Origin of the sequence: Kurthia sp. 11kri321, from assembly GCF_001534765.1 — a bacterium.
GTDB lineage: Bacteria > Bacillota > Bacilli > Bacillales_A > Planococcaceae > Kurthia > Kurthia gibsonii.
The window spans coordinates 939,251-952,143 of the sequence record NZ_CP013217.1 but is presented as its reverse complement, the minus strand read 5'-3'; the positions used below and the strand labels follow the sequence as shown (position 1 = coordinate 952,143).

Genomic DNA, 12,893 nt, shown 5'->3' with positions numbered 1-12,893 from the left:
CGTTCTTAAATCAGCTCTTAAAAAGTAAATTTAGGTTCTGCAACGACTTCTTCTGCTACTCGTTTTTGATAGCGCTCTTCTGATTGTAGTTGCTGTTGCTCAATTTGAGCCTGTGTATCTTCTTCAATCCCAAAAATACGTTGGAACAGTTCCAATTGCTTCGCTGCATTTGGAGAACCTGCCAATTCTTTTGCTTGTAGAATTGGTTCTTTTAATAATTGGTTGACGATTGATTTGGTATGCTTACTTAAAATTTTTCGTTCACGATCTGTTAAATTCGGCATTTTATTTTCAATACTTTGCATTGTTTCAGCTTGAATTGTCGCCGCTTTTTGACGCAATGCTGAAATAACTGGAACAACGCCAAGTGTTCCCATCCAATCTTTGAATTCATGGATTTCTGTATCAATCATCTGTGTAATTTCGTTAGCAGCACGTTCACGTTCTGCTAGGTTCGCTTCGACAATTCCTTGTAAATCATCAATATCATATAAGAAAACACTTTGAAGTTCACTAATTTTCGGATCAATATCACGTGGTACTGCGATATCTACCATAAATAGAGGCTTCCCTTTGCGCATCTTCTCCACATAACGCATTAAATCATAATCAATGACATAATCTTTTGCACCAGTTGATGTAATCAAAATATCTGCCTCAAGTAATGTACATTGTAATTCTTGCATCGACTTCGCTGTACCTTGGAATTTATCAGCCAGTGTTTCTGCCTTTTCCATCGTACGATTGACAACAGTTACTTTTCCTACACCACTACCATATAAGTTTTCCATAGCAAGTTCGCCCATCTTACCAGCACCAAGAATTGCGACATGTGTTTTGTCCAGTGTATTGAAAATTTTCTTTGCAAGCTCAACAGCTGCATACGATACAGATACTGCATTTTCACCAATCGCTGTTTCGCCATGTGCTTTTTTCGCAAATGTTACACTTTGTTTAAATAAACGATTAAACAATGTCCCTGTTGTGCCAATTTGTTGTGCCTCTAAGAAGCTATGCTTTACTTGACCAAGAATTTGTGTTTCTCCTAGAACCATTGAATCAATTCCAGAAGTCACTTTGAATAAGTGTTGCATCGATTGATCATTTTCACGAATGTAAAGATGATTTTCGAATTCTGCAACCGGCATATTAAACCAATTCGCTAAAAATTGTTTAATATAATGACGACCAGTATGTAGTTGATCAACGACAGCATACACTTCTGTACGATTACATGTCGAAACAATTACATTCTCTAATATACTTTTTTCATTTTGTAATGCTCGCATTGCCTCAGCTAGTGCTTCTTCTGTTATTGAGAATTTTTCACGAACTTCGACAGGAGCTGTTTTGTAGTTCAAGCCTACTACAATTGTATGCATGACGTCATACACCTCTCACGTTCTATAATTATCGTCTATGATTATACCATACTCTGTCACTTTATATTTACAAAGTCTTATATAATTGCGATTACTGTCATATTTATATACAATCCAGCATATTTCCAGAATCATTTTAACAAATTCAGTTACGTTCTTCAAACAGGTTGTTTACAAATTGTTGTAATGTCTCGTTTCTCTCTTCGTCTGTCATATGAACATATATCTCATTCGTCACTTCTTCAAGTACTTCTTTTTGTCCTTTATACTGCACGCGTACATGCTGTAAAAAAGCAATGTAGCTTTCATAATGCGCATCAAACTGTTGTGACAACTGCTTTTTGATTTTCCTAGAAAAAATTGGACTTGCACCGTTTGTTCCAATACTTAAAACAAAATCACCACGCTGTACAACTGCCGGTAGTACTCCATTCCCTTTTTTTGCGTCATCTACTCGACAAATAATTGCTTGGCTATCTTGTTGAATTTGTTCGTTCACTGTCGTTTGATTCGTTGCAGCTATCACCAATTCATATTGTGCTGCCTCACCTAATTCATACAATCTTTTATGTAATGATATTTGTTGTTCCGTTAAATAATGTTCAAATTCAGGTAATAGTTGTTGCGCAATCACCGTAACTTGTCCTCCTGCTTCTACAAGTGTACGACATTTTCGATAAGCAATCTTACCACCGCCCACAATTAAAATGCGAATCTGTTCACTATTCAAATAAATTGGTATTTGTCCCATAGCAATCCCCTTTTTAGATGTGAAAAAGCAGATCAAGTGGTATCACTTCATCTGCTTGTTCTTTACATACGTTTTTCAATTTCTGCCCATGCTTCGTCAAATCCCATACCTGTTTCAGATGAGAAAAGAATGAGTGGATCAGATGGGTCCATATCAAGTGTCTCTTTTACCACTTTTTTATGTTGCGCCCATTTTCCTTTTTTCACTTTATCTGCTTTTGTCGCAATGATAATGCAAGGAATGTTGTAATGCTTTAAGAAATCGTACATCATGCAATCATCGTCTGTTGGTTCATGACGTAAATCAACAATCTGCACAACCGCTTTTAATATTTCACGACTTGTAAAATATTCTTCAATCATTTTTCCCCATGCTTCACGCTCTGATTTTGATACTTTCGCATAACCATAGCCTGGAACATCTACGAAAAATAGTTGTTCTTCAATTTTATAAAAGTTTAGTGTTTGTGTTTTACCTGGTTTTGATGAAATACGTGCTAAACTTTTACGACCAATCATCTTGTTAATAAAAGATGATTTACCGACATTTGAGCGACCTGCAAGTGCAAATTCTGGATACCCGTCCTCTGGGTACTGATTTGGTCGAACTGCACTGATGACCATCTCGACATTATGGACTTTCATGTTATTCTTTCCCTCCGTCTAACGCTATTTTCAATACCTCGTCAGCGCTTGACACTAGCTTAAATGTTAGCTCTTTTCGTACACTCTCTGGTATATCTTCAATATCCGCTTCGTTTTTCTTTGGAACGATAATCGTTGTTAAACCAGCGCGGTGCGCACTTAACGACTTCTCTTTTAAACCACCGATTGGTAGAACACGTCCGCGAAGTGTCACTTCACCCGTCATACCAACTTCTTTACGGACGGGTGTTTCCGTAATCGCTGATACAAGAGCTGTTACCATCGTTACACCTGCTGATGGACCATCTTTTGGTACAGCGCCTTCTGGTACGTGAACATGAATATCATGCTCATCAAAGTAAGATTGCTCTACCTTTAATAAGTCTAATTTAGAACGGACAAAAGATAAAGCAGTTTGTGCAGATTCTTTCATCACATCACCTAATTTACCTGTTAAGATGAGTTTTCCTTTACCTGGTGTAATCGATACTTCGATTTGTAATGTATCGCCACCAACTGTTGTGTAAGCAAGACCTGTTGCTACACCAATTGGATTTTCTTCTTCCATTTGACCATGCGACACTTTACGTTTACCTAAGTAGTCCGCTACATTTTTCGCTGTAATAACAACTCGTTTCTTTTCTTCCATGACGATTTGCTTCGCTGCTTTTCGACATACGGATGCAAGTGTACGCTCTAACCCTCGAACACCCGCTTCTCGCGTATAGTAACGAACGATTTCCGTTAAACCATCTTCTCTAAATTGAATTTGTGATTTTTTCAAACCGTTTTCTTCAATTTGTTTAGGTGCTAAATGGTTTTTCGCAATTTGAATTTTCTCTTGTTCTGTATAACCGCCAATTTGAATGACTTCCATACGGTCATAAAGCGGTCCTGGAATACTACTTAAATCATTTGCTGTCGCGATAAATAAAACATTTGATAAATCGTATGTTTCTTCAATATAGTGATCACTAAATGTGTTATTTTGCTCTGGATCTAACACCTCTAACATCGCTGATGAAGGGTCTCCGCGGAAATCATTCGACATTTTATCAATCTCATCTAGTAAAAATACAGGGTTAATCGTTCCTGCTTTTTTCATTCCTTGAATAATACGTCCTGGCATAGCACCAATATACGTTCTACGGTGACCTCGAATTTCTGATTCATCACGTACGCCACCTAATGAAATACGCACAAATTCACGATTTAAAGAAGTCGCAATCGATTTAGCTAATGATGTCTTACCTACTCCTGGAGGTCCAGCTAAGCAAAGAATCGGTCCACGTAGTGAATCTTTTAATTGTGTCACTGCTAAATATTCTAAAATACGATCTTTTACTTTTTCAAGACCATCGTGATCATGGTCTAAAATATCTTTTGCTTTTTTAATATCTTTACGATCTTTTGTCTTTTTAGACCAAGGTAAATCAATCAACCAATCTAAATAGTTACGAATGATACCACTTTCAGCTGCTTGTGCTGGCAAACGTTCATAGCGCTTCAACTCTTTTAGTGCTGCTTTTTCAGCATGTTCAGGCATTTTTGCTTCGATAATTTTTTTCTTTAATTCATCAACCTCAGATATTTTACCTTCTGTTTCACCCAATTCATCTTGAATCGCCTTCATTTGCTCACGTAAATAAAAATCTTTTTGAGATTTTTCAACGGAACGTTTCACTTTTGTATGGATTTTTTTCTCCACATTTAAAATTTCCTGTTCATTAAAAATACGTTGAACAAGAATTTCTAATCTTTTTTGAACGTCAATTGTACGTAAGATTTCTTGTTTTGCAACCATTTTCAATGGCAAATGACTTGCAATAGTATCAGCTAGTAGACCAGGCTCTTCAATTTCTTCTGATGTTTCAATGACTTCAGGAGAAATTTTGCTTGAAGCTTTCACATAGCGTTTAAAAGCATCTAATAAAGTACGCATCAACGCTTCTAATTCAACAGTTAATGTCGGATCGTCTTCAAATACTTCTACATCAACTACCGTCATTTTTTCTTCTTCGATATAATCAATAGCTTGCGCACGACAAATACCTTCTACTAATACACGTGAGGCGCCATTTGGTAGCTTGATTAATTGCTTAATTTTCACGAGTGCGCCCATACGATAAAAATCATCTGAGTCTGGTGATTCTTTTGCAATTTCTTTTTGTGTTACAACATATAGGATACTGTCATCATTTAGCGCTTGTTCTACAGCTGCAGTTGATTTTTCACGACCCACATCAATATGTAACAGCGTTTTAGGATAGATTACTAGACCTCTTAGAGGCAGCAATGGAATTCGATACGTTCTCAATTTTGTTGTCATGCAAACTTGCACCTCCACATAAACTTTAACACTTTATTCATTAAAAAAACTGACTTCAAAACAGTGCAATATAAGCACTCCATCGAAGTCAGCTAAAATCCTTTTAAATTAGGCTGATGTTTTTTCGTTATCTGAATCTTTCACTTCAGTGCCATCTTCTAATAAAAGTTTTGGATGAGCCTTTTCAGTAAGTGTTTCTTTCGTAATTATACATTTCGCAATGTCATCACGAGATGGTAATTCAAACATCACATCAAGCATTACATTCTCAATAATCGAACGTAATCCACGAGCACCTGTTTTACGTTCAATCGCAAGTTTTGCAATTTCGTATAATGCATCTTTTTCGAACTCTAATTGTACATTATCCAATTCAATCATTTTTTCATATTGTTTTGTTAATGCGTTTTTAGGTTCTGTTAAAATCTGTACAAGTGCATCTTCGTCTAATTGCTCTAAACTTGCCAATACTGGTAAACGACCGATAAATTCTGGAATTAAACCAAATTTTAATAAGTCTTCAGGAATCAGATGTTTCATTAAGTTTTTATCATCTGTTTCTTGTTTATCCGCAGTACCGAAGCCGATTACTTTTTGACCCATACGACGTTTAATAATTGACTCGATTCCATCGAAAGCTCCACCTACGATGAATAAGATATTCGTCGTATCAATTTGTAAAAATTCTTGGTGTGGATGTTTGCGACCACCTTGTGGCGGAACGCTTGCAACCGTACCTTCTAGAATTTTTAGTAAGGCTTGTTGAACACCTTCACCAGATACATCACGTGTGATTGATGGATTTTCAGATTTACGTGCGACTTTATCGATTTCATCGATATAGATAATGCCACGCTCTGCTTTTTCGATATCATAATCCGCAGCTTGAATTAACTTTAAAAGAATATTTTCAACATCTTCCCCAACATAACCTGCTTCTGTTAATGAAGTCGCATCTGCAATGGCAAATGGCACATCAATAATACGTGCAAGTGTTTGAGCTAGTAATGTTTTACCACTACCAGTAGGTCCGATTAAAACAATGTTTGATTTAGATAATTCTACGTCGTCCACTTTACTTTTTGAGTTGACGCGTTTGTAGTGATTATATACCGCAACAGATAGGGCTTTTTTAGCACGCTCTTGTCCAATTACATAACTATCCAAAGTACCTAAAATTTCTTTCGGTGTTGGAATGTCTTTCAGTTCAATTTCTTCTTCTGTTCCTAACTCTTCTACAACGATTTCTGAACATAAATCAATACATTCGTCACAGATGTAGACACCAGGACCAGCTACAAGTTTACGTACTTGCTCTTGTGGTTTCCCACAGAATGAACATTTTAAATTACCGTTTTCATCATTAAATTTGAACAATTATTTCACCCCTATTCAAGCAACAATATTACAAGACTCTATTAATATTATCAAACATTACGTCTTGCTTGTCTATTATTAACTCTTTTTTTCTGTGTTATGTACAGGTTATTTTTTAACTATGATAAAAACAAGGTATGGGAAGTCCATACCTTGCTCCATTCGTGCATCGTATTTAAGCAAATTCGACTTACGAACTTGTTAAATCTTACTCAGAAATTTTAGCTTGGTCAACTAAGAACTCAACTGTATTTTGGATTTTGATGTCGTGTTCTAAGATGCTAGTACCGCCTAAAGCAGCTTTGATTTGTTCAGCGTCCATGTTGAATTGTGCTGACATTTTTTCTAATTCTGCTTCAAGAGCTTCTTCTGTTACTTCAAGAGCTTCAGCTGCTGCGATTGCTTCAAGTACTAATGAAACGCGTACGCGGTTTTCAGCGTCAGACTTCATTTGCTCGCGTAATGCTGCTTCGTCTTGACCAGAGAATTGGTAGTAAAGATCAAGATTCATACCTTGTGTTTGTAAACGTTGTTCGAATTCTTGTAACATACGGTTGATTTCTGTTTGAATCATACCGTTTGGAATGTCGATTTTAGCATTTTCAGCTGCTTTTTCAACTAATTCGTCACGTAATGCAGTTTCAACTGACATTTCTTTTTCAGCTTTCGCTTGTTCAGTTAACTTTGTACGTAATTCATCTAAAGTTTTTACTTCAGCATCGATTTCAGTTGCTAATTCATCGTTAAGCTCTGGAAGTTCTTTTGCTTTTACTTCGTGAACTGTCACTTTGAATGTAGCTGGTTTACCAGCTAATTCAGCTGCATGGTATTCTTCTGGGAATGTAATTTCGATATCTTTAGATTCGCCAGCTTTTACGCCTACTAATTGCTCTTCAAATCCTGGGATGAATGAACCAGAACCGATTTCAAGTGCGTAGTTTTCGCCTTTTCCGCCTTCGAATGCTTCACCTTCGTGGAAACCTTCGAAATCGATTACAGCAGTATCGCCGTTTTCAATTGCAGCATCTTCTTTAACTACAAGTTCAGCAAGACGTGCTTGGTGACCTTCGATGATTGCATTGATTTCTTCTTCTGTTACTTCAGTAGAACCTTTTTTCACTTCTAAGCCTTTGTATTCGCCAAGTTCAACTTCTGGACGTAATACTAATTTAGCTGTGAATGTGAATGGTTCGTTTTTCTCGATTTTTTCGAAATCGATTTCTGGTTGATCTACTGGCTCAACACCTGCTTCGATTAGAGCTGTTGGGTAGTTTTCGTTGATTAAAATTTCAAGTGCATCTTGGTATAAAGATTCAACACCGAATTTTTTCTCGAACATTGCACGAGGCATTTTACCTTTACGGAAACCTGGTACGTTGATTTGTTTTACTACTTTTTTAAATGCTTGATCTAATGCAGCATTTACTGTTTCAGCAGGAAGCTCAACTGTTAATAAACCGTTGTTTCCTTCTTGTTTTTCAAATTTAACTGACATGAATATAACCTCCAAAAATAAATTCAAAGTGCTTTAAAAGCGTTCGTTATTACGACTTTGACAACTGTTTTAGTATATCATAGTTCTACATAGTTTCAACAGATTTCATACTTCTGGTATATCTGAAAATTTTTCAAGTTGTTGGATGAGTTCCATCACCTTGTTATCTGTTTCACTTTCATCGGATATTTCTTGTCCTAATAAAGAATGAACATAATGAATATATCCCTCTGATACCTTTTCAGCAGAAGCCCCAAACCATTCAAAAGGATAAGTAACTAAAATGTGACGTGTCAAAACATATTGTACCATTTCTAATGTGCTACTTTCCTTCTCTAGCCGTTCATTTACGATTTTTTTTACAGATTGTGTGACAGGCAGCTCATCTGGAGTAGGTAATGTCATTGGATTAACTGTAAGTGTTTGCTCAAACTTACGAATTGTTAAGTCACCATTCACCTCTTGCTCTACTAATAAGCAAAGTGCCACACTGCGAACAATCGGATGTACTTCTTCCGTTTCAATGATTGTGCGAATTTCATCTATTAAAGGTCGAACGTTCATTTCTGATAAAGATTGAAGACGATGCAGCTGTTCGTATACAGGTAAGTGTAAAAAAACATCTAATGATAACACGACCTCTGCTACTTCTTCCTCTATACTTTGTTCCGAATGCGATAACTTTAATAACTTTTCACTCAAATTATAAATACTTGTGAAACGTTCAATTGAAGAGTTTGGCACAACATTTTCTTCCAATAAAGAACGAACAATCTGTTGTACATGCTGAAAATCGCGTAGCTCCATACAAATTGATAAGTACAGCTCCATTGTTTCAATATATTGACTTGGTCCTTGTGCTAATAGAGACTCCACTACTTCTCTAGCCTGTTCAAATTGTCTTGTTTCGTGTAAACAGTAGGCGTACACATGAAGCGTATGTTCATCCATTTCCTCGTATTGAAGAATATCTTGAAAACATTGAATAGCCTCATGATATTCAAACTTCTCAGCATGCGCGTGACCCTGTTGAAGAAGTCGTTCCACCGTTCCAGGAAACATGACGATTTTTTCGTTCTGATATATCTTCTGTTTTCTTTTCAACTTCGTCACTCTCCCCATTCTTCCATAGTTTATCATATGTGCTTTTACTGAACACGCAAAATCATGAAACAATTCATGTTGGTAGGTTTACAACGTTTTCGTCGGGGTATTTTATTATTAGAAATTCCCTTATTGGTGAAATGAGATTGTGTTCAACCCCAATGGCTCACTCGGCATTCCCCTTCTGAGTGAGCTTACATAGACCCTCTATATAAATAGAATCTATTCCCCAAAACTTTACTCAGATGTAATACCTGAGTCCCCACCCGTGCTTTAGGAGAAGCAACGTCCTCTAAAGCATTTTTATTTTGCCTCAACAAATGTATTGAAACAACAAAAAACGACTTCATGAGAACATTCTCATGAAGTCGTTTTATTCATTTCGGCTTAGTATACGATACCGTATAATGCTTTGATGTGTGATAAGTAACGAATGTTTGAAGCTTCTTTCATCAATGTTGCTGGTAAGCCACGTAATTCAGTGTTGCTTCCACCGACAGTTGCTACAGCATCTTTACGACCTAAAGAAGCTAATGTACCAGAGTTAACTGGAGTGAAGTCATTCATTTCACTACCTTTTAAGTATGCGAATACATTGTATCCAACTAATTCGCCCATTTGCCAAGCATTTTGAGCTGTTGGAGGGTATGGACGATCCGTTTCTTTGTTTGCACCTGGAGGGTATGCAGCTGCAGCGTCACCTACTACAAATACATCTTTATGTGATTCTGATTGTAGGAAGTCGTTTACTACTGCTTTACCACGGTTACATACAAGACCTGATTCTTCTACGATTGGGTACTGAGCTACGCCACCAGTCCAAACAAGTGTGTTTGCAGTAATTGTTTGACCGTCTTTAAGAGAGATCACGTTACCTTCAACACCTGTTACAGGAAGGCCTGTTAAGAACTCTACACCACGATTTTCAAGCGATTTTGTTGCGCGCTCGATTAACTCGTCTGGTAATACAGGTAAGATTTTTGGACCTGCTTCAACTAGCTTGATTTTTAAATCTGCTGGTTGTACGCCGTATTTAATTGCTTCTTTCGTCATGTGGTCAACGATTTCACCAACAAGCTCAACGCCTGTTAAACCACCGCCGCCGATTACGATTGTAGCATCTGCTTCGTTGCGAGTTTTTGCGTATTCTTTAATACGACCAATGATGTGCTCGCGAATTTTGTTTGCATCTTCAACTGATTTAAGAACCATTGAGTTTTCTTCTAATCCTGGGATACCGAAGAAACCTGTTTTAGAACCTACAGCTACTACTAATACATCATAAGTTAAAGTTTCGCCAGTTGATAATTTAACTGTTTTGTCGTCAGCTGAGAATGCATCAGCTTTTGCGATTTTAATGTTGATGTCTTTTCCTTTGAAAAGTTTAGAAAGTGGGAATGCTACCGCTTTCTCTTTAATAGTACCGCCAGCTAAACGGTGTAATTCAGTGATGATTTGGTGAGTTGGGAATTGGTTCACAACTGTGATTTCTACTTCTTCTTTAGTTGCAAATTGACGTAACGTTAATGCAGATAATACGCCGCCATAACCTGCACCTAGAATGACGATTTTTTTTGACATTATAGTTAAACCTCCATGTTACTAAGTGTTTTAAAAATTATTTTGAAGCTTTGTTTTCTTTTGAAACTTCTAAGAATGCGTTTGCGAAACGGAAGACACCCTGTACTTGTGGGTCTTTTAACAGTTTTAAAATACCGAATAAACCGATTGTTTCGTTGCTTTCAGCAGCACGATCTTTTGCTTCAATTGCAGTAGCAGCAAGTGATTTAGCAGAGTTTACGACTGGTTGAGCCATTTCTGTTACAGCACCAACAGCATCGCTGCGGAATACATCATCAGTAGCTAAAGTTTGTGCTACGTCATATGCTTTTGTTAAAGTTGTTACCATTTCTGTTAACTTTGGTAATTGGTCCACTAGTTGAGTTAGTGATTCTTGTACTTCAGGTTTTAATAATTGATCTAAAACGTCTAATTGTTGTTGGCTTACTGCCGGTTGTACTGATTGAGTAGTCTGTTCTGACATATCCAATTCTCCTTTACAATAGCTATTTCTTCTGTCGGGAATTCCCGAACGTTTTACTTACATAAGAGTCATATTATTCATACAATTCTCATCTTACTATTACATGATGCCATGTAATGGTAGCAACTGCAACATCTGTTTTCTAGACATATTTATTGCTTTTAAACACCTATAAACTAAAGGACTATACTGTCATATTTCTTTAATACCCTTTTTCGATTTATCATAAAAATATATGACGTATTTTTATTGAAAAATGAGAAAAATTCATATAAAAGAAAGAGAATTTCGAACTTAAATTTTATAGTGTGTTCACTTCATTTATAGCTTCCATGTTGCATTATACACCTCAATTTCAGGAATTCCAATAGAACTGAAAGCTTTTTTTCGCTCAACTATTCTATGACTTTGTTCAAAGTTTCACAAATCCTCACAACCATGCGTTTTCACGCCACTTTTTATTCTTAAAAAAATATTTTATCATTAAAGAATCTTAGACGTTCTAAATGATTTTCTCACCCTTTTCCCTAAGAAAACATGTATATATCTTATAAAGCTTACACAAAAATGTCACTTGCCTTTTTCATTAAAAAAAGTGATACAAACCTTGTATTCTCAACATTCTGAAATGTTAAAATGTGTTTAAATACTATAAAAAAACTTCCATACACAGATGAAAGTTTTCTTACTTTATTTAATAATTTGTTTGCGTAAAAAATAGGCAATAATCGGTTGAATAACGAATAAAATATAAAAAGCACGAAATACTTGATATCCCGCAACAATTGATAAATTTGCATGAATCGCATGCGCAATTGCCCCCATTTGATCCATACCACCTGGCGCTAAACTCAAAAGTGCTGTCGCGTAATCTAAATGATTTACTTGTGCAAAAATAATACCTAGTAGCATCGCTACAATAAATAATGCAGCTGCACTTGTTACAGCGAGCGCAATCGTCCGTCCTTTTTGCTCTAACTCCCTCGGTTTCATCATCATGCCGATATTAATCCCAATCATGAGTTGTGCAAATGACAAAATCGGATTCGCTAATTCCACTCCTACGACGCCTATGTTTTGTAAAATAGCGGTAACGAGCGCTGGTACAAGTAAAAAAGCAGTCGGAAATTTATATTTTTTACCTATAAAGGCTAATAATATACAAATAAGTAGAATGAGCACTGTTTCAAATGACATCCATTCCGATACATGCTCTGTTTGTGTCGGGACTGTTGTTAAATGAAACGTTGTCAATAGTAGTGGCATTCCAATGACAATAAATAATAAACGAATTGTCTGTGTCACCGTGACAACAGTTAAATTCACACTTTTCATTTCCTCAGCCATCATAATGATTTGCGTCATACCGCCTGGAATACTGCTTAGGAGTGCTGTAGGGTAGTTCACTGCTGACTTCTTTGATACAACCCATGCAATGCCCGCACTAAGTAAAATAAGTAAAGTCGTCATGCCAAACATATATGGTAATTGCCTGCCAATCTCTCGTACAGCCTCTCCTGTAAGTGCTTGACCGATTGTATAACCAATTAACACCATTCCAATACTTTTATACGATTTAGGCCAATAAAACCATTCTGAACGTAAACTATTACCTATCAAAACAAAGAGTAATGGTCCGAGTAGCCACGGTACAGGTATATGAAGTTTTGAAAATAGTAATCCTCCACATATGCCGACAATTGCTGTAAGTAAAATTCTTTGAAGTTTCAAAATCTCGTCGCCTCTTTTCAACTTTTACGTTATCAC

The 12,893-nt window shown here is 36.5% G+C and carries 10 protein-coding genes; all 10 read right to left on the bottom strand.

From position 1 onward, the window contains the following. Positions 1-17 precede the first annotated feature (17 nt). Positions 18-1,382, bottom strand: a complete 1,365-nt coding sequence (hemA, locus tag ASO14_RS04885) for a glutamyl-tRNA reductase (RefSeq protein WP_068452221.1) — start codon at positions 1,380-1,382, stop codon at positions 18-20. Between the two features lie 145 nt (positions 1,383-1,527). Then, entirely contained in the window at positions 1,528-2,133 is a 606-nt protein-coding gene (locus ASO14_RS04880; RefSeq protein ID WP_068452218.1) for a precorrin-2 dehydrogenase/sirohydrochlorin ferrochelatase family protein, read from the bottom strand. Positions 2,134-2,195: 62 nt separating this feature from the next. After that, on the bottom strand, positions 2,196-2,777 hold the full coding sequence (yihA, locus tag ASO14_RS04875) for a ribosome biogenesis GTP-binding protein YihA/YsxC (protein ID WP_068452215.1): 582 nt from the start codon (positions 2,775-2,777) through the stop codon (positions 2,196-2,198). A 1-nt stretch (position 2,778) separates the two neighbouring features. Continuing rightward, positions 2,779-5,106 (bottom strand): endopeptidase La, encoded by a 2,328-nt coding sequence (gene lon / locus ASO14_RS04870; protein WP_068452212.1) that lies wholly within the window; start codon positions 5,104-5,106, stop codon positions 2,779-2,781. 108 nt (positions 5,107-5,214) lie between these two features. After that, positions 5,215-6,483 carry an ATP-dependent protease ATP-binding subunit ClpX gene (gene clpX / locus ASO14_RS04865; protein WP_068452210.1) on the bottom strand — a complete coding sequence of 423 codons (1,269 nt, stop codon included), beginning with the start codon at positions 6,481-6,483 and terminating at the stop codon, positions 5,215-5,217. A 208-nt stretch (positions 6,484-6,691) separates the two neighbouring features. Next, positions 6,692-7,978, bottom strand: a complete 1,287-nt coding sequence (tig, locus tag ASO14_RS04860; RefSeq protein WP_068452206.1) for a trigger factor — start codon at positions 7,976-7,978, stop codon at positions 6,692-6,694. A gap of 105 nt (positions 7,979-8,083) precedes the next feature. Beyond that, positions 8,084-9,082 (bottom strand): tetratricopeptide repeat protein, encoded by a 999-nt coding sequence (locus tag ASO14_RS04855; protein WP_068452203.1) that lies wholly within the window; start codon positions 9,080-9,082, stop codon positions 8,084-8,086. Between the two features lie 387 nt (positions 9,083-9,469). Continuing rightward, entirely contained in the window at positions 9,470-10,663 is a 1,194-nt protein-coding gene (locus tag ASO14_RS04850) for an NAD(P)/FAD-dependent oxidoreductase (RefSeq protein ID WP_068452199.1), read from the bottom strand. A gap of 37 nt (positions 10,664-10,700) precedes the next feature. Beyond that, on the bottom strand, positions 10,701-11,126 hold the full coding sequence (locus ASO14_RS04845; protein ID WP_068452196.1) for a DUF1641 domain-containing protein: 426 nt from the start codon (positions 11,124-11,126) through the stop codon (positions 10,701-10,703). Between the two features lie 690 nt (positions 11,127-11,816). Next, a complete protein-coding gene (locus tag ASO14_RS04840) occupies positions 11,817-12,857 on the bottom strand; it encodes an AbrB family transcriptional regulator (RefSeq protein WP_068452193.1) in 1,041 nt (346 codons plus the stop codon). Positions 12,858-12,893 lie beyond the last annotated feature (36 nt).